The 19169-nt window shown below is 68.6% G+C and carries 9 protein-coding genes and 2 pseudogenes; 5 read left to right on the top strand and 6 right to left on the bottom strand.

The window, feature by feature from the left end:
* The first annotated feature begins 346 nt into the window (after nucleotides 1-346).
* The 3 genes from ABGB10_RS22370 to ABGB10_RS22360 all read left to right on the top strand — a co-directional run bounded on the left by ABGB10_RS22370 (nucleotide 347) and on the right by ABGB10_RS22360 (nucleotide 7337).
* Nucleotides 347-1000 (top strand): hypothetical protein, encoded by a 654-nt coding sequence (locus ABGB10_RS22370; protein ID WP_347662844.1) that lies wholly within the window; start codon nucleotides 347-349, stop codon nucleotides 998-1000.
* 478 nt (nucleotides 1001-1478) lie between these two features.
* Nucleotides 1479-2603, top strand: a complete 1125-nt coding sequence (locus ABGB10_RS22365; protein ID WP_347662843.1) for a HupE/UreJ family protein — start codon at nucleotides 1479-1481, stop codon at nucleotides 2601-2603.
* A gap of 33 nt (nucleotides 2604-2636) precedes the next feature.
* Entirely contained in the window at nucleotides 2637-7337 is a 4701-nt protein-coding gene (locus ABGB10_RS22360; protein ID WP_347662842.1) for a PQQ-binding-like beta-propeller repeat protein, read from the top strand.
* A gap of 408 nt (nucleotides 7338-7745) precedes the next feature.
* Here ABGB10_RS22360 and ABGB10_RS22355 read toward each other — a convergent pair whose 3' ends face one another.
* The gene (locus tag ABGB10_RS22355) at nucleotides 7746-9434 is read right to left on the bottom strand and encodes a response regulator (RefSeq protein ID WP_347662841.1); all 1689 of its coding nucleotides are present in this window, start codon (nucleotides 9432-9434) and stop codon (nucleotides 7746-7748) included.
* Complete coding sequence (locus tag ABGB10_RS22350) at nucleotides 9431-13936, bottom strand: hypothetical protein (RefSeq protein ID WP_347662840.1); 4506 nt, start codon at nucleotides 13934-13936, stop codon at nucleotides 9431-9433. The genes ABGB10_RS22355 and ABGB10_RS22350 overlap by 4 nt, the downstream gene beginning before the upstream one ends.
* Before the next feature lie 160 nt (nucleotides 13937-14096).
* Here ABGB10_RS22350 and ABGB10_RS22345 point away from each other — a divergent pair, with 160 nt between their 5' ends.
* A complete protein-coding gene (locus ABGB10_RS22345; protein ID WP_347662839.1) occupies nucleotides 14097-14630 on the top strand; it encodes a hypothetical protein in 534 nt (177 codons plus the stop codon).
* 410 nt (nucleotides 14631-15040) lie between these two features.
* On the opposite strand, the pseudogene ABGB10_RS22340 reads toward ABGB10_RS22345, so the two are convergent.
* Nucleotides 15041-15932: pseudogene (locus ABGB10_RS22340) on the bottom strand (IS5 family transposase).
* A 210-nt stretch (nucleotides 15933-16142) separates the two neighbouring features.
* Here ABGB10_RS22340 and ABGB10_RS22335 point away from each other — a divergent pair.
* Nucleotides 16143-16304, top strand: a pseudogene (locus ABGB10_RS22335) (transposase); the annotation flags it as partial.
* A gap of 461 nt (nucleotides 16305-16765) precedes the next feature.
* Here ABGB10_RS22335 and ABGB10_RS22330 read toward each other — a convergent pair.
* From ABGB10_RS22330 to ABGB10_RS22320, 3 genes are all read right to left on the bottom strand, one after another.
* Nucleotides 16766-16954, bottom strand: a complete 189-nt coding sequence (locus ABGB10_RS22330; RefSeq protein ID WP_347662838.1) for a hypothetical protein — start codon at nucleotides 16952-16954, stop codon at nucleotides 16766-16768.
* A 462-nt stretch (nucleotides 16955-17416) separates the two neighbouring features.
* Nucleotides 17417-18154, bottom strand: a complete 738-nt coding sequence (locus ABGB10_RS22325) for an SDR family oxidoreductase (RefSeq protein WP_347662837.1) — start codon at nucleotides 18152-18154, stop codon at nucleotides 17417-17419.
* 73 nt (nucleotides 18155-18227) lie between these two features.
* Entirely contained in the window at nucleotides 18228-19166 is a 939-nt protein-coding gene (locus ABGB10_RS22320) for an alpha/beta hydrolase (RefSeq protein ID WP_347662836.1), read from the bottom strand.
* Between the last annotated feature and the right edge of the window lie 3 nt (nucleotides 19167-19169).

Genomic DNA, 19169 nt, shown 5'->3' with positions numbered 1-19169 from the left:
CCACCGTCCGACCCTTCGACTACGTCCATCGATGGTCACGATGGCGACGGCGACACCAGTACCGCGCCAGAACAGCCCACTACCAGCGAAGACTCGAACTTCACCAGGTGCGGCTGGAGTACTAGGCGGAGAAACCGAGCTCAATGGTGAGCCTTTGCGCCCTGCTCCTCAGGGATAAATCAGGTTGGCCGCCCTCGTCGCAGGGGTTTCCTGGGCAGGGAACAGCGGTCACCATGCGCTCATGCCGCCGTCCGGGCGTTGGTTCTCGTCGCTCGGTGCGCAGCCAATGAGTGGACGCTCAGGCTCCTGACCCGTGGGGAGGGTGACCCTGGCATCATCGGAGTCGATGAGCGACTGGGAGCATTTTCTCCAAGAGGTTCCGTGGTTCCTCCGTCCCGGAGAGAACGCAGTCGTGGGTGAGGCACAGTTGTGGTCCCGCGGATCAATCGACGGTTTGCCAGAGCTCTCCGCGCTGCTCGCCTCGACGACCCTCACACCCGTCTCGGTCGGAGACGACGCCTACGAGTTGCTGGCATGGGGGCCAACGGACGATCGACGGGGCTGGCTCTGCCGCCCGCCCCGCGACGTGGACAGCGATTCCGTGCCCTGGACCCACAAGAGCTTCTGGAAGCTCTGCGGCGGGATCGTCGAACGGTTCCGCGAGCCCGACACCTGGTGGAGCAACCAGAACGAGGTGCTCACGGTTGGCGCGACACACGTACAACTCGCCGACGTATTCACTGACTACGGATGGCTATGGGAAGGCGACGGCCTCGAACTCTCCATCAACCCCGACGACTACTACGCCGTCGCGGTCGAGGCCAACGGGAATCTGACGCTGGCCAATCGAGATGACGGCCGGGTCCTTCTCTTCGCACCAGACCACGCCTTCACGGATGTCACGCCGGTGGCCGGCTCCCCGCCGTACTCACTGCTCACCATGGACCATGTGCCCAACACTGCGGCCTGGATAGAGGTATGTGCCGCCGCCTGGCGATAGCAGTTGGCCGATGAGCGTCCGCATCTGCCACGACCCGTCTTTACCCGCGATGAGCGTCGGAGTCAGTCGTGCGCGAGAGCCTGCTCGACGGCGCTGGCGGAGTCGAAGATTACGCACGTCGGCCACGGTGGCTTTTCTGGCTGTGCGCTCAAGGTCAGACGAACCAGCGCCCACGGGTCTCTGATTTTGAGGAGCACATCGTCTCGCGCCTGGGATCGTCCGACGACGGCGAAGCCGACGCCGTACAGCTCGTGCCCCGGCGACGTGTCGCGCAGTGGTTCGCTCGTGATGGCATGTGTCGGGCGGACCGTACGCTCGTGACCTCGGCACCCGGCTTTCGGCGCTCAGAAGCCCGGCTTTCGGCCGGTGGATGATCAGCAGCGGAAGGTTCGGTGAACTGGGTCGTCTCGGGTTGCCGAGTGTGGAGCGAGCACCGCAGGGTTGGGGACCTACTACCGTTCCCCCACCACGGAAGTGCATGCCTGTGCGTCTGCTGGCGTTCCTCGCCGCCCTTGTTGCCGTGTTCCTCGTCGCCGCTCCGGCGCAGGCGCACGTCCGCGCGACCTCGGTCGCGGTCGACCTGCGCAGCCAGGGCGACGGCGTCACGGCTGTCGTTGACGTGGAGTACGACGTCCTCGCCCGGCTGTTGAGCCTCGACGGTGCCCTGGGCCCGGACGCGGTCGGCGTGGACGGCACGGCCGCCGAGGTGCGGCGCAGTGCGCTGGACGCGCACGCGAGCGACGTGGCGACGTACGTCGGCGAGCGGCTGCGGCTGAGTCGTAGCTCGATCGGGTGTACCGCCAAGGACGACGCCCGCGTCGAACTCGCCGACTCCGGTGCGGTGCGGGTCGCGCTCGCCTACGACTGTCCGGCGTCCGGCGCGCTGACCGTCCGCAGCGACATCTTCCGCGTCTCCGACGGCGTCATCGACGACACGACCACGATGGTGGCCTACGACATCGGCGGCCGCCGCGGTGCGGTGTTGCTCGACAGTGCCCGCACCAGCGTCACGGTGGGGCGCACCGACCTGCTCAGCGAGATCCCGCGGTTCGTCCGGCTGGGGGCGGAGCACCTGCTCTTCGGGCTCGATCACGTGCTGTTCCTGCTGGCGCTGCTGCTGGGCGCGAAGCGGTTGCGCGACGTCGTCGAGGTCGCCACGGCCTTCACGGTCGCACACTCGGTGACCCTGGTGTTGGCCGCGGTCGGCTGGGTCAGCGTGCCCGGGTGGATCGTCGAGCCGCTCATCGCGCTGTCGATCGCGTTCGTCGCGGTCGACAACCTGCTGTCGCCGAGGACGAGCCACCGACTGCCCGTGGTCTTCGGCTTCGGGCTGCTGCACGGGCTCGGTTTCGCGGGCGCGATCAGCGTTGACGGCCCGCTGTCTGTCTCGACGCTGGCCGACCTGGTGTCCTTCAACGTCGGTATCGAACTCGTCCAGTTGACGATCATCGGGCTCGCCTTCCCGGGACTGCTGTTCCTTCGCAGGGCGGCGACGACGCCGGTCGCCGCTCGCGTCCTCACGCTCGGCACCGTCGCGGCGACCGTCGCCGTCGCCGGTGCCGGTCTGGTCTGGTTCGTCGAACGGTCGCCGATCCTGACCTGACACCCAGTTCCTACCCCCATCCGAAGGATCCCGATGTCCACGTTCAGTTGGACACGCGCGCGCCTGCGCGTCGTCCTGTACACCACTACTCTGGGGCTCGCCGCCAGCGTCGTGGCGGGCCCGCTCACGTCATACGTGGCGTACGCGATCGACCCGCCGGAAGCCACCGTCAGGGGCGTCGTGTACGTCGACGCCAACGGCGACGGCGTTCGGAACGACGGCGAGGCCGGTCTGGCCGGCGTCCGCGTCTCCGACGGCGTGGTCGCCACCACGACCGCAGCCGACGGCGCCTACTCTCTGACAATTTCGACCGACCGCCGCACGACCGACATCGTGTGGGCCACTCAGCCCCGCGGCTACCAGTTCGGCCTCGACGAGTTCAAGGAGCCCAGGTTCTGGGCCAACCTCGGCCAGCTCGTCGATGGGGCGACGCCCGCGGCGGACTTCGCCCTGAAGCGCGACCGGTTGTCCGACGGGGACAACTTCTCCTGGGCGAACATCGCCGACCCGCACGTCAACGCACAGCTGCCCGACCAGATCCGCGAGATCAACTCCACGGGCACGGACCTGCGCTTCATCGCGGTCAGTGGTGACCTCACCAACGACGCCAGCCAGGGGCAGTTCGACACGTATCGTCGCGGTACCCAGCAGTCGGGCGTCGGCGTGTGGCCGGCCGTCGGCAACCACGAGTACGCGGGCGGGTCGGAGTACGCGGCCAAGATCGACAACTATCGCAAGAACGTCGGTCCGGAGTGGTACTCGTTCAACTACGGCAACCGGCACTTCGTGGTGCTCGAGAACAACGGCTCGGCGCCGTTCGACGAGGAGCTCAACTGGCTCAAGGACGACCTCGCCGCGAACGTTCCGCTCGACCGCGACTCGCGCAACGACATTGAGGTTGTCGTCCTCACCCACCAGCCGATGAACGTCCCGTTCGGCTCGCCATCGACGTACGACGCCTTTGGTGACGTGCTCGAACAGTACAAGGCGCAGCTGATCCTGGTCGGCCACGAGCACTCCAACCACGTCGAGAACAACTCGGCGTTCGCCTCGACCGCCAAGCACATCCAGACCGTGTCGAGCTCCTACACAATCGACAACGCGCCCCGCGGCTTCCGCTACATCCATATGGCGGGTCCGGACTTCGACAACCCGTTCCGGATGTACGGCGAGAACGAGCACCTCACCATCGTCAGCCCCGCGCCCGACTCGAAGGTGCCAGCCGCGAAGTTCCCGGGCATCCAGGTCAACGCCTACGACACCGGCGACGAGGTGGTCTCGGCGCGCTACCGGATCGACGGCGGCAAGAACTGGATGCCGCTGCACCACAGCGGCGAGTTCACCTGGCAGAGCAACCTGCCCAACAGCCTGCAGAAGGTCGGTAAGCACCGCATCGACGTGATGGTGGTCGACGCGGCGGGCAAGACCTGGACCAAATCGGCGGACTTCACCCTCACCCGCGAGCCGGCGCTCAAGCCGGTCGCCGGCGGTGACTGGAGCCAGCACCACGGCAACGAGGCCCACTCCGGTGTCGCGCCGGCACAGGAGGCCGGCCGCCGCCTGGCCTGGAGCTTCCGCACCGACGGCACCTTCCTCACCGGGTCGCCGGTCATCCACGACGGCGTCGTCTACGCAGGCACCCGCGACGAGAACGGAGACGGTAACAGCCGGATCCACGCCGTCCAGCTCAAGGACGGCAAGGAGCTGTGGAACTTCGAGGTGCCGCAGTCGATCCACGGCAGCCTCGCCTACGGCGACGGCCTGATCTTCGCGCCGACCCTCGGCTCGGAGCTCTACGCCGTCGACGCGAGGACCGGCAAGCTGCGCTGGAAGGCCCTGCCCGAGCAGGCACCGGCCCCGAACAACCAGCGCACCTACGGCTACTACTCGCCGGCCGTCTCCGGCCACACCGTGCTCTGGCCCTACCAGACCCGCTTCGGCATCGGCAGCCAGGGCGTCCTCAAGGCGCTCGACACCCGCACCGGGCGGCAGATCTGGGCCTCCCCGATGTCCGGCGCGACCATGAGCGACGGCACGCCCGCCGTCATGGACGGCACCGTGTACGTCGGCAACGAGACCGCCGACCGCGTGCTCGCCTACGACCTGGCAAGCGGTGCCCGCAAGTGGACCGGAACCGAGTCGCTCGGCAGCTGGCAGGACGGCGTACCGACCGCGGCCGAGGGAAAGGTCTTCATCGGCGCCAACAACGGCATCGCCGCCCGGGACGCCAAGACCGGCGCGACGCTGTGGACCTACCGGAGCTCGCGCTCCTCGCTCGTCTCGAGCGGCTCGACCCCGAGCGCCGCGGCCGTCAAGGACGGCGTCGTCTACATGGGCTTCCCGAGCGGCGCCGTCGTCGCCCTCGACGCCCAGACCGGCAACGTTCTCTGGGAGCGGGCGCTGCCCGGCGACATCTACCACGGTGGCGTCATGTCCAGCCCGGTCGTGGCTGGCGACACGCTCTTCGTCGGCGCCAACAACGGCAGGTTCTACGCCCTGGCCACCGACACCGGCCAGATCCTGTGGAGTCACGAAATCGGCACCTGGGTGGGCGCCGGTCCGGCCGTCAGCGGCAACACCGTCGTGACGGGCGCCTGGGACGGCAACCTCTACGCCTACGTGCCGGGCGGCGAGTCCGCGCAGCGCTGGGCGACCGTGACCGGCACGGTCAGCGATCCGGAGACGGGCGCCCCGATCGCCGGCGCGAAGGTCACCGCCGTTGCCACCGGTCAGGACACCGCAGTGACCAGCACTGACGCCCGGGGCCAGTACCGGATCGGTCTGCCGGCGTCGACCTGGACCGTCACGGCGGCCAAGCGCGGCCTGATCGCCGACGACCGCTCGGCGGCCAGCGTCACGGTCCGCACCACCGGCAACGCGACGGCTGATCTCAAGCTGATCAAGGTGATCCACCCCACCGCCGGCACGTCGACGTACGCGCCGGACTACGGCAACGGCAGCACGCGCACGGACGTCGTCACGGGCACGGAGTACTACTACCTGGCCAACGATAAGATCCGGGCCTCCGTGACGCCGTACGCCGCCGGCAACAACGGCATCGGCGGTCTGGGCCAGGGCGCGCTGTCGGACCTCATGCTCAACGACGCCAACGGCGCCGAGACCCTCGACTGGGGCGAGATGCTGCTGCGTCCGAGCCTCACGCCGCCCGACTCGTGGGACCGACCGAACGACCAGCTCGATCTGCCCGGCCTCGCGGTCGACGGCGCTGCCGTGGTCGGCGACGGTCAGTACCGGGCGAACCCGGCCATCAAGGCGCAGGTCCGCTACGAGACTCTGCCCGACGCTCCGATCGTGAAGATGACGGTCAAGCTGACCAACACCGGCACGACGGGCTACCAAGGCTACTTCAACTACATGATCGACCCCGACAGCTCGGTCGACAACGGCCGGATCCCCGGGTTCAGTGGTACCAACCCGGGTCTGAAGACCTCGGGCTGGACCGGGAACTACGTCTACGTCGGTGCTGACGCGGCCACCACGAACGGCCAGGCCGCCCACGGTCTCGCGTGGGCACTGGACATGCCGACCGCGGTCGGTGCGTACGGCTACGTCGAGGGCCTCTACTACGACGCCACGATGGCGCCCGGTGGGACCAAGCAGTTCAGCTTCTACCACCTGACCGACTACGCGACCGCCGGTGGCGACCCCACCCGCAACATCGCGAAGTGGGCCGACGAGATCGACCTGCACGACGCAGCTGTCCCGGATGCCGCTCGTGCGTCCGGCACCATCACCGCCGGCGGCGCCGCCGTCGCCGGTGCCCGGGTCACCCTCGAGCAGGCCGGCACGGTGGTCGCGACCACGAGCACCGACGCCCAGGGCAAGTACCTCGTCAAGGCCCCGACCGGTCGGTACGACGTCCGGGTGTCCAAGCTGGGCTACCAGGCGGCCGCCGGTACGGTCACCGTGCCGGCGGTGGGCAGCGGCGTCGCCGACGTCGCGCTGAGCCCGGTCACGGTCGAGGCGAGCTACGGCAAGCAGATCGGCTCGGGTCTGGTCGAGGCGGGCTACGGCGACGTCATGCTCGAGAACGACAAGCTCTCGATGGCGATCGCCGACGCCTACAACGACTCGCAGCTCTCCGGTGGCACCCGCGGCAAGCCGGTCGACGTCGCGGTCCGCGGCATGGCCGACCAGTTCGACTGGATCAACCTGCCCTACGTCTCGGCGACCCAGCCGACCGGCGATAGCGCGTGGGACAACCGGTCGGTGGCGGCGACCGACGTCCAGATCGTGCAGGCGACCGGCGACAAGGCCGTCGTCCGGGTCTCCGGGCCGGTCAAGGGCATCACGGGTCTGACGGCGACGACGACGTACACGCTGAAGCCGGGCGACAACTTCGCCACAGTCTCGACAGAGCTGAGCAACTCCGGCTCAGCTCCACTCAGCGTGTGGACCGGCGACGCGATGGACCACGACGCGACCGGCCAGGCCAGTGTCATCCCGGGTGCCGGCATCGTGACGCCGGGTGCGACCGCGGCGTACGCCCCGAGCAAGCCTTACATCGGCATGACCGGGACCGACCCGCAGGTCTTCGGTCTCGTCTACGGCACACCGGCCAGCGCCTTCGACGTCTACGCCGCGGGCAACTGGGTGATGAGTCGGTTCAACGTCGACGTGCCGGCGGGTGGCTCGTACACCCTCACTCGCAAACTGGTCGTCACCCCGGGCACGGACGCGGTGGGAATCCTCGACGGCGTCCCCGCGCCGTAACGCACACGCACCCCACCACACGGGGCCGGCCCGGAATCCAACCGGGCCGGCCCCGTGCGCCGAGCGACGATCCTGGCGGCATGTCCTGGCGGTGGACGGGTCGGTCCGTTAGGCAGCCCATACGCTGTCAGGGCTGGACGCGGTAGTACCGGTATCGGGGGTGATCACGTTGTACCCCTGCTAGCTCGTCAAAACGGCACAGCGAGTCGTGCCGTCCTCGCGGTCTCCGTTCATCCACGCAGCACGGCGAGCCAATCGATGCGGTCAGGCCGCTGCCAGGTGTGAGTGAAGGCGGGGAGCCTCGGATCTGGATCCCTTCGGCCGGATTCCGGCGTGGTCAAAGGCTCCGAGCTACTGCGGGAACCTCATCGCCATGGCGTCGAGCGTGTATGCGGGCCCGGACCGCTATCAGTCGGCCAAGGCTGCGGCCGCCTGCTCCAGGTGGCGGGCGGCCGCGGTCAGCGCGAGGACGGCCCGGGTCGGCAGCAGGCCCGGGCGTGACCCCTGGCGCAGGAATTCGCGGGCCAGGGCGACGTGCCATTGCCAGTGCCACTCCACCCTGCGCGGCTCCAGGTCGTCGAGGCACAGGTATGTGGCGCGCTCGGTGACCAGCTTGACGATGTAGGCGTCGGTAGGACTGCCGGGGTCGGACTCAAGGCTTCCGGTGCAGTCGCACAGGCCGGTCGCGAAGCCGGCCTCGGCTGCGAGGCCCGACCAAAGCATCGACTCGATACCCGGACGGCGGACCTGCAGGACCAGGTCGACCAGTAGGCGGGTCGTGTCGGTCGCCCAGTGGTGGACGCCGTATTGGGAGGCGTCGATCAGCAGGGGATGGGGCTCGCCGACGGACTGCACCAGGACGTTGCCCGAGTGCAGGTCGCCGAAACCGCCGGCGTGCAGCACCTGCTCGCCGAGGCGCTTTGGCGCGACGCCGGGCAGCGCGCCCCTGTCCACGAAGTCGCGCAGCACGACGGCCATCGGCTCCGCGTCGGCCTGACCGGCGCCGCGGTCGTCGCGCCACACCTGCGCGTAGGTGCCGAGGGCCTCAAGGACGCGGAGGCGCAGCACCGGCGACATCGTGAGCCATTGTCTGACCGGCTGGCGCTCGCGCAGGTCCGGCTGCAGCAGTTCTCTGAGGTGGCCGCGGTGCAGTTCGCCGGCCACCTTCGTCGCCTGCTCGGTAGTGGTGCCCGGCTGCTGGAGCCAGTCCTTGAGCGTGACCGCGTCTTTTGCCAGCTCGGCTGCGATCGCGTTGTAGCCCGACTGCTCGTGGAACCGCAGCTTCCGGTCGAGCCGGACAAGTACCTGCGAGTGCAGCGCCCGCGCCGCTCGGCCGTTCGCCTCCTTCTCGGCCACGAGAGACGCGCGATCGGGGCCGATCTTGAGGACGAACGACTCTTTGGGCTGGCCCTGCTGTACGCGAACGACCTTGCAGACGTGGGCGCCGGAGCGGCCGGGAGCGAGGTGCCGGACGGTCAGCGAGGTGCCGGCGTCGTCGTCGGTGCCGAGGCACTTGACGATCAGGGTGCGCGCGATCAGCTCGCCGCGCTTCATGGCGTCGCGGTACTCCCCGGGCGGGTCGCCGAGGCTGTGGAGCATGGATTGCACTCCCGCCTCGGGCGCGAAGACAATCCGGAACCCGTCCTCCCGATCCTGCACGCGCATCCGCTCGCGGATCCTGCGGGCCAGGTTCTCGCCATCCCAGCCATTTCGGTCGCCCTCGAACGCTGGATACATGGTCAGCTGGTTGTCACGGATGATGGCGTCATCCGCACCGGCCTCCATGGAACGTTTCAGGAAATTCGGGTTTTTTCTCGATTCCGCGGTAACGACGAGGATGTAGCAGTTGTCCTTGCGGCGTTTACGTAGCTCCCTCACGACGGGGAGGCAGGTCCCGTCGTTGAGGTCGAAGTCGAGGACTGCGAAGTCGAAGTCGACCTCGCGCGCCAGCTTTAGCGCCTCGGTAGGGGTGCTCGCCTGCTCGTACTCCACCTCCCATTCGCCTAGCTCGGAGAAGCCGTAGTCGAGGATGTCTTGGACCTGCAGGATCACGGCCGGCTTGTCGTCGACGACCAGCCCGCGCGCGAGGGTTTTCATGTAGGCAGCCTCCATCGGTCCAGCTCCACCGTCACCGCATAGGTCCACGGCCGCTCGAACTCGGCCTCGTACAGCGTTCCGCCGAAGCGCTCGAGCCGGTGCCGCAACGTCTCCAGGCCTTTTCCGCTGCCACCGGACTGCGGCGCGCTGCCGGTATTGCGGACCGTGATCACCAGGCGGTCCTGCCGGTAGTCGAGTTCTACCCGGAATTCCTGCGGTACGTCGGCCACCCGATGGGTCGTGCTGGCGTTGTGCCGTATACCCAGTAGCAGCTGCTGGAGCAGCCGATCGGTACAGAAGACACGGAAGGCTCCGCGCTGCTCGGCCGGCAGCAGCCCGTCGTCGAGTACATCGCCCCGTTCCTCGAAGAACTCCCGTAGCGCCGGCAGCGCGTCCACTGGGCCGCGCGCGACGAATTTGCGCAGCACGGACTTGTCACCGTCGAGCGCGAACCGCAGCCACCACAGGAGGTCGGGGAGCAGGTTCGCGGCCTCTTCCTTGCCAGGGACCATACCGGACTTGATCTTCCTCACGAAGTTGTCGACGCGCACCGTGGTCTCGTCGATGAACTTCGGCCCGTCCTCCGAGAGGGTCCGCTCCCACAGCGGAATTTCCTCCTGAGACAGGTCGCGCACTGCGCTGTGACTGACCAGGATGTCCCGCAGCATCGCCGCGTTCGGCAGGATCACACCGAGCAAGAAGTTCTGGCAGTGGCTCCAGGCCTCCCCGATCGCCTCGTGGTTCCGCGGCAGCCTGCCGGTGGCGATGACGAACTCGACGGTCGACTTCGCCAGCCACATCGGGGTGGAGAAGTCGTGCGCCGCGTAGGAGATCTCGTGCCCGATCCGCGACCAGGCCTCTTGCTTGCCGCCCGGCGGTGCGTACAGCGGCCGCCGCGTGTGCGACAGCAGGTAGCGGACTACTGGCACGCTGACGTAGCTGGACCGGATGCCCGGCGCCTCGTTTCTGTCGCGGAGGTCGTCTAGAAGGCGGCCCAGGGCGTCCGTGAGCTGCCGCGCCACGCGCAAACGGGCAAACGGTGAGCCAGTGCGCGGCGCGGCCATCAGATGCAGGACCTCCAGCATGACTTGCGGGACGACGAGCCCCTCGTCACGGTTGGTTCGCAGGATCCAGACCAGGTCGGCGGAGAACCGCTCGGGCGCGGCCCGGGCGAGCAGGATGACCGCTTGCACCCGCAGGCGCGCCTCGATCAGCAGCGCGGCCTCGCCCACGAGCATCGCCGCCGCCATGTCCACGATCAGGGCACGGCAGCGGGGAAACGACAGCGGCGCCGACGACAGCCACTGCGGCTCAGCGACCAAAAGCCGGATCAGCGCGTCACGGTACTCCCGATTGCCGGCCGCCTCTTCGAGCCGCTCCACCACCCGGGCGCGGCGCCTGGTGTTGACGTCGGCATCGCGCAGGCGCAGCCGCCAGCTCAGATAGGCCACGCATTCGCGCTGGGTCACGTCGGCGCCGAACAGGTCGGCCGCCTGCTCCTCGAACAGCTGCTGCTTGGTGCGGGTCTCCAGCAGGTTCAGGAGCCACTCCCGGTGGTTGGCGAGCAACTCGGGCACGGGCGCGTAGAGCGTCAGCTCCGCGTACCGGCGGCGCAGCGCGCAGATGCCGCAGTGGCCGCTGCGCAGGTTGCTCATGGCGGTCCGGGCCACGTAGTAGATCCTCACCGCCGCACGTTCCCGAGGCGAGGACTCCTCCGAGCGGCGGACCCTGGCGATGCGCTGCAGATTAACCGCGTCGCTGTCGCTGAGCCCGCTGACCAGCAGAACGACTGTGATTGTGACCGCGCCCTTATCAGCCGCCAGCCCTACCAGCTGCTGCACGGTCCGGCCGCTGCTGGCGCCCGAATCGAGAATGAGCGCGTGCTCTACCGTCGGCAGCGCCGCCGATCCGGGTAGCTGCCAGTTCGCGGTGTGTGCCGCCCGGGGCACCGCGACCGCCTCCGCCCGCATGGCCGCCGGCAGCACCTGCTTCATCTGGTCGGCGGTGATGGTCAGATCGTCCGCCGTGCCTTCGGGAAAAAGGATGGTCACCCTCGCCGACGCCTCACCGAAGGCCTCACGGTGGCGTCGTCTGATCTCGCTGACCAGGCGGCCGAACACCGCGTTGCTCCAGCCTCGCTCGCGGAACAGCAGCGTCGGGTCGACGTAGGCGGTGTAGTGCCGGTCGGCCGGGCGCTCGATGTGTCCGAGCCGGGCCGCGGCGTTGCGCTGCATCGTCTCGACGTACAGGCCTTGGTCGATGACCGGCACCGGGAGCGGCCGGCTGCCGTGCTCGGGGCTGCGCAGGACGGGGTCGATCGGCTGCGCCGGGCCGTCGTCGTCCGCGGGGAGGCCCACGTCCACCACGGCGAGCGACGCCAGCGGCAGGTCGACGCCGAGGTCGCCGGGCGCCCGCGCGTCGACGATGGTCGCGACGGCGACCGGATCCATGCCCAGGTCGAGCACCTCGGCCACGACGCCGGCTACCGCGTTGCCGCTGGAGACCACGTCGGTGACGAGCAGCACCCGCGGCCGCTCGTCGGTGTGGGGGACTTCACGCAGGAAGTCGTAGTAGGTGCCTTGCGCGGTCGCCGTGCGGGCCACGGCGGCGGCGACCTCCGCCGGCGTGTGGGGGAGCCGCAGCACGACCAGCGGCACACCTTCGGCGGACGGCGGCAGGCACTCCTCGGCTCGGGCGGCGAGGGTGACGCCGACGAGCGCCCGAAGCTCCAACTCGGACAGCACGCCATCCAGGTTGAACCAGCGGCTGGTTCGGCGCAGGCTGGGCGTCAGGAACCGTCCGCGGTGCACGTTTCCGCCGGCCGTGCCCCCGCCAATGCTCTCGGGTGCGTCCCTGATCACGGCGGCGATCCGGTCGCCGACCCAGATCGCCATGGCCCGTACAGCGCTTCGAGGTGACGCCCGTAGCTGGACCCGCTCGCCGTCGGCCACGACCAGCGCCGTGTGCCGGGCCAGGTCGTCCACGGCGAACATCTCGTCGACGGTGAACTCCGTCAGCGGCAGCGGCTCGCCTGCCGTGGACAACCGGCTCAGCAGATGTCGCTGCGCCGGCGTGCCGCCCGCCCAGTAATGCCGGTTTCCTGGTGCCAGCATGAGGACGGGCGGGGGAACCTCCTGACCGGCGGCGACGCGGTCGTCGTACTCGGCGTTGACGTATTCCATCGCCACCGCCATGAGCGGGCGGTTGACGCTTGGGAACGCCAGGATGGCGGCCCGGTCGCCGCGGAAGCCTGCCACGATCTCGATTACCTGGAATGCGGCGCGGCCGATCTCGACGTCGTGGGCGCCGTGGCCCTCGTCCGGCGCATTCACCGCCACGACGAGATGCGTGTTGTTCGCCAGGCTGCTGCGAATGTCGTCGCGGCCTTTCTTGTTCAGTCCGAGGGGCGAGTAGAGCGTGACCGCCAGGCAGCTCGTCGCCGCCAGCTCGGCGTCCGGGTCCGCTGTCGGCGTCCGCAACTCGCCGGCCTCGGCTAGCGCGGAGCCGCTGGGGTTGGCGAGGATGTCGCACTCGATGAGGGTGCCGGGCACAATCGTGGGCGCCCGACCGGCGATTTCCTCGGTTCTGCCCCGGTAGACGTGGCCGCTCACCTGCCCTTGGCTGCTTACCAGCAGGGCGCCCTGGAAGGCGCGGACCACCCGGGCAACCTTCCACATCCCGCGGGCCGCGCCCTGCGCTCCAGTACGCGTGTCGGCCACGCTCATACCCCCGTCGATGCCCCGGCCGGTGTCCGCCACGACTAGCCGGATCATCGGGCTGCGCGTCACCGCAGCGTGCTGGGCGAAGCCTTCCAGCGACTGCTCGAAGTCGGTCGCCCGCTGCCCGTAGGTCTCGGGGTCGACGATCACCCCGCCAATCAGCACCTCGCTCGCCCCGGAATGCCGTTCGGCGTTCTCGAGCAGCTCGAGCAGGATGCCGCGGGTCACCGCGGCCGCTGTCTCGCGCCGCAGGCCCAGCTCACGCAGCGACCGTTCCGCGGCGGTCGCCCGGGTGACCAGCGTGATGTCGCGCAGGCTCTCGCTCGGCAGCCACTGGTACCGCAGGATGCGTCGATAGCGGTGCGGTCGCTCGGACGTCGGCGGAGCAATGAGCACGTCGCCGTCCGCGTCGATCGACGTGGCGCCGCCGCCCGCAACCACCTGCTCGTCCAAGTGCTCGCCCAGCGCCTCGACGACGCCCGCCTGTTCCAAGTAGAGGCGGCAATTGTGTCGCTTCACGATGCGCTGCGCCGCGAGCGGATCGGCCGGCGTGCCGCTGGGCAGCGCGTCGGCGCTGGGCAGACGCACCTTGCAGTCGGCGCCCGCGGCCGCAGCGGCCCGCACGAAGACCAGCAGGTGGCCGAGGGCGACGAAGTCGGCGAAGCCCAGGTCGCTGAGGTCGATCAGCAGACGTCTGCCTCGCAGCGGGCCGGGTCCCAGGCGGGCCAGCGCCGCAGCCCACGTCGTCGCGTTGAGGCGGCTGCCGATTCTCAGATCTGTCATGATGGATTGCCGTTCTGTCCAGGGCTGGATCGGCGATCGACTTCGAAGCTACCCACAGCGACTCGTGGATCACCATCCCGTAAACGCGTATTGATTTCGCACCGGCAGACATGATCCGATCCGACCGTGCCGAAATCAGGCCGAGCGGAGGTGCACGGACGTGACGGTCCCCAGCTACGACGGAGCGCTCGCCGAGTTCAGCGCACTCCGGACCGAGATCGACTCGCGATCCAAGTATCAGCAGCAGATCCTGTCGTTGCAGCTGACCCTTACGAGCGCCCTTTTCGGACTCGGCCTGGCCAAGCCGGTGCCGCTGGGAGTGCTGCTGGTCATCCCGCTAACCTCTTACCTGCTCTGCGGGCGCTACGTCGGACAGCGCTCCGCCATCCGCTGGGCGTCACGGTACATATCTGAGCAGCTCAGCCCGCGAGTGCCGGATGGCCTCGGCTGGTCGGCGTGGGTCGCCCGGAACCGCCGACCCGACCGCCTGATCGACTGGTACCTGCCGATGCTCATCTGCTTCCCTGGGGCGAGCCTGCTCGCGCTCTGCTGGACCCTGCGCCTCGTCTTCGTCCCAGGCCACCGCTCCGGCTGGGCCACCACCGGTCTGGTCATCGTCTGGCTGGCCGGGCTCTTCGCCGCGGCGGGATGCGGCTACCTCGTCAGCCGCGTCTTCCGCGACCGATCACCGTAGCCGGGCAATACGTCTCGGCTGAGGCACCCGAATCGGGTCTACGACATCAGGACCGAGAGTCTGGCGACCAAACGCCTGACGGCCGGACAGCAGGCAACCCCTAGCCTTACCGGTCCTTATCCCGAGGTTTCGCAAGGGAAAGAAGCTCGAATCGTTGCCGTGCGGGCACGCCCAAGGTCATGGAGGTTGGTGTCAACACCGCGATTGCAACAGAGCGAGTTGACCGCTTGACCGTCACGCTCGAGCCATCGGCATGGCGGCGCTGTCGGCAGCCGCAGCGGCGGGACGCCAGTTGTCGACGCCGCGTGAAAACTTTCAGCCGGCGTTGACAGCGAGCACCAGCGTTCGACGCATCACCGACCGGGCGATGACGCTCACGTCGACCGACAAAGGCCTGTTTCATAAGCCGGTCAGAGCCACTCGGTGATGATCGTGATGGTCAGGACCGCTTGGAGGCGGACTGCCAGTTTGTCGTAGCGGGTAGCGACGCCGCGGTGGCGTTTGAGCCTGTTGATGCCGTTCTCGACGGCGTGACGTAACCGGTAGAGGTCCTTGTCGAACGCGGGTGGGCGCCCGACCTTGGCGCCTTTGGCTTCGCGGTGGGCGTCCTGGTCTTTCTTGCTGGGGATGCAGGCCTTGATCCCGCGTGAGCGCAGGCGGGTTCGGTTGCCGCGGCTGGTGTAGGCCCTGTCGGCCAGGACCAGGTCGGGGTAGGTGCGGGGCCGGCCGACGCCGAGGCGGGTCACGCGGATGCGGCGCAGGACGGGGATGGACTGTGGGCTGTCCCCACGGTGCCCGGCGGCCACGATCATCGAGAGGACCTTCTGTCCCTGCTCGCAAGCCAGATGAGGCTTGGTGGTCAGCCCGCCGCAGGATCGCCCAGCGCGTGATCGGCCGGCTCGTCGTGCAGAACGCCGGGCGGTTCCTTCTGCAGATGCCCGTCGGTGCGGGCGCCGGCGGCGTGCTGGTGAGCGCGGCTGGTCATCGAGTCCACGCTCACCGTCCAACCGATCCGGCCGCTCACGTCGCCGGCGGCTTGCAACGCCGAGAGGATCTTGTCCCAGGTTCCGTCGCGCTGCCACCGGCGGAACAGTCCGTAGACGGTGGGCCAGGGCGCGTACTCAGCCGAGACGTCCCGCCATGGAGTGCCGATGAGGATCCGCCACCGGATCCCGTCGATGAGCTGTTGTTTCTTCCACTTCGGCGGACGAGCAGTCCTCGGCGCCGCAGCAACAGCGCAGCCAGAACAGCCCACTGTCCGTCGGTCAGGTCATGCCGCCTCGTCACCGCTACGCTGGCCACGAGGTCTCCGGTACGAAGTTCTTGCTTGGTCGCAGAACCAGATACCGGAGACCTCTTCAGTTGTCGATCACCGCCACGCCGTGACCTCGACGCCGCCAACCCGACTTACAGAACACGCCTTAGAACTCCTAACGAAATGGTGTTGGGCGTAACTCTGGGAGGTGAGGGTCGTTCTGTCTGAACGTGAGGAGGGGTGAGCAGCCGCCGTGGATCGTCTCGGACGACTTGTGGGCCGACATCGCGCCGCTGCTGCCACCTCGACCGCCTCGCCGGCACCGGTTCCCCGGCCGCAAGCCCCTCGACGACCGCAAGGTGCTGTGCGGGATCCTGTTCGTGCTCTACACCGCGATCCCGTGGGAGTACCTAAGAGTGGGATCACCTCGCCCGGCTCGCACAGGGCGCCTCACCAGCCTGAGGTTGGAACCTGCCCCGGGTTCGGTTGGACGACGGTGTCGGGCACTCCTCAGGAGGCGCGCGACACCGTCGGACGGGGTCGCCACGGCACGCGAGAGAGCCAGCCACGCCTGGACCTGATCGGCCTGCCCGTTAACCTCTGGCGCGCCGACCAGAGAGTGCCACGGCGAGACTGCGGAGTACCGCGGCCTTGGCAAGGGCGGCAGCGGAGTGGGGTCACCTCGGCCAGGTCGAGCCCGACCGCCGGCGTCAGATCGCCCTGCCTGCGGGTGGGACAAGGCCGAGGAGACGGACCACCCTTGTCGAATGCGCGAGCGCCGGGCGAGCAACTACAGCTCCAGCTCACCCGGGAAACATTCCGGACCTGGCTGGGGCCGGAATCGCGTACGCGTCGACGCTCCGCCCGATGGTGATCCGCTTCAACTCGCGAAGCTGGTCGGGAGCTTGCGAAGCAGCGTCCGGCAGTAGTGGCGAATCGCGGCCAGGTCGAACGACACGACGCGACCCGTGGTGGCGGTCAATGCGGCCGCAGTCTCCAACGGGGTCTGCGCGTCCACCTGGTCGAGACCGCCCTCGGCGGACGCGGCGGCAATGCCGGCCTCGCCCACGGTGGCCAGGGCGGGGTACGGCCGGAACAGGGCGTCGATTTGGTACGGGAGCTTACGGGCGGCAGCAACGGATCCGAGTGATCATGTCCGCTGAGGGGCGGACAGCCTGTCGGCGGACATGATCACCTCTCGCCTCTGCCGTGTGCGACCACTCCACCGCAGTGTCCCGCCGGGTCGGCGGTGAAACCGGCCTCGCGCGCCGCCTCCACTGCGCCGATCACCGCGGCGGCTGGAAGCTGGACGGCGTGTACACGACCGGCTCTCCGTACGTCCCTCCTGGTCGGCGCCAGTATGTGCGGCGGGCCGGAGTCAACAAGGCCCGCGCCAGGATCCTCACGCGAGGCGAGGTTGATGATGGATGCCTCGCACAGAGCTGCTTCCGGGGTTATGGTCGGGCGCCGCTTGATGGTGGTCTCGGGCGCCACGAACCATCACCGCCGGTATCTGAGCTTGACCCCGTTTTCACACGATGGTGCGGCCGCCGTTCACGTCCAGCACTGTGCCGGTGACGAACCGTGCCTCGTCGCTGACGAGGAACGCGATGGCTGCGGCGATGTCTTCCGGATTGGCGACGAAGCCCAGCGGGGCCTGTGCTGCGAGCAGCTGCAGGTACTCTCCCAAGGCTTCGGATCCCGGAGTGCGGGTCGGGCCAGGGCTGACGGAGTTCACGCGCACACCGGCGGGGCCGAACTCGGCTGCCCAGCTCTTGGTCAGCAGGTCCAGGGCGGCCTTGCTCGCCCCGTATACCGACAGACCGGGGAGCGCGACTTCGGCGGCGAGTGTGGACACGTTGACGATCGCTCCGCTGCCGCGTGCCGCCATCGCGGGCGCGATGTTCGCGACCAGATAGAACGGGGCCTTCAGGTTGGTCGCCAGCACCGCGTCGAAGGTCGACTCCTCGGTGCCCGCGGTCGGGCCACCGGCCCCGATCGCCGCGTTGTTCACCAGGATGTCGAGGGCTCCGCCGGCTACCTCGGTGGCCTTGGCCGCGAGTTCGACAGCGGACTGTGCATCACGCAGGTCCGCGCGGACGAAGTGAGCCTCGTTTCCTTCAGAGCGGATCTGCTCCACCACTTCCTGCCCTCGTTGCGTATCGCGGCCGGAGACGACGACACGGATGCTGTTGCGGGCGAGCTTGAGCGCGGTGGCGCGGCCGATTCCGCTCGTCGAACCGGTGATGAGGGCGGTCTTGGTGCTCACGGGATCTCCTTGCTGGTGGTTTCTGACGGTCAGGGGAGGTGACCGGGTGACGTGGGCCAGAGAGCGGTCGGTGCTACAGGCCCTGAAGGAAGGCGACACGGTCCGCGAACGCCCTCTGTGCGATGCGGGAGTCGGGCGCGAGTTGGTCGAAACCGTGGAATGCGCCGGGGCGCACCGACAGGTGCACGGGCACACCGTGTTCCATGAGTCGCGTGGCGTAGGCGACCGTCTCCGCGCAGAAGAGATCCAGTTGACCGACTTCGAGGTAAGCCGTTGGCAGATCGTGGAGTGAGTCCGCGCGGGCGGCGGAAGCGGAGGCAGGCACGTCGTCGGTGCCGTACTTGTTGCCCAGGTAGGCCCGCCAGCCGGTGATGTTGTCGGCCACCGACCAGGCGAGAAACGGCTCGACCGCCGGGTCGGCGACTGCGGTGCGGTCATCGAGCATCGGGTAGACGAGGATTTGCGCGGCCAAGGTCCCGATCTGACGGTCACGACACACCAGTGCAGTCGCTGCGGCGAGGCCGCCTCCGGCGGAGTCGCCCATGAGCGCGACGCGGGCCCCGGGTACGCGCTCCGCGGCGTGCTCGATCGCCCACCGGACCGCGGTGACACAGTCCTCGACTGCGGCCGGGAACGGCGATTCGGGTGCCAGGCGGTAGTCGACCGAGATCATCGCTACCCCCGCCTTCGAGGCGTAGCGGCGGCAAACGTGGTCGTAGCCGTCGAGGCCACCGGCGATCAGACCGCCTCCATGGACGTAGACGACAAGTGCGTTCGGCACGTTCTCCGGCTTGTAGAGGCGTAGCGGAATGGCGTGCCCATCCGAAGACGGCACGGTGAAGTCCACGATCTCAATACTGTCGTCGGGTGTAGCGACGGCAGCCAGTCCGTTGTAGAGGGCGTCGATGTTCGCCCGCCGCGTCTTCCAGTCATCGACGACCGGCGGCGTGGGTGGGGCAGCGGCAGCGATCGCGCTGGCGGCCTCGAACAGTTCCTTGTCGATACTGAACATGTA

Origin of the sequence: Micromonospora sp. B9E7, assembly GCF_039871815.1 — a bacterium.
Taxonomy (GTDB): domain Bacteria; phylum Actinomycetota; class Actinomycetes; order Mycobacteriales; family Micromonosporaceae; genus Micromonospora.
This window is presented reverse-complemented; position numbering and strand designations above follow the sequence as displayed.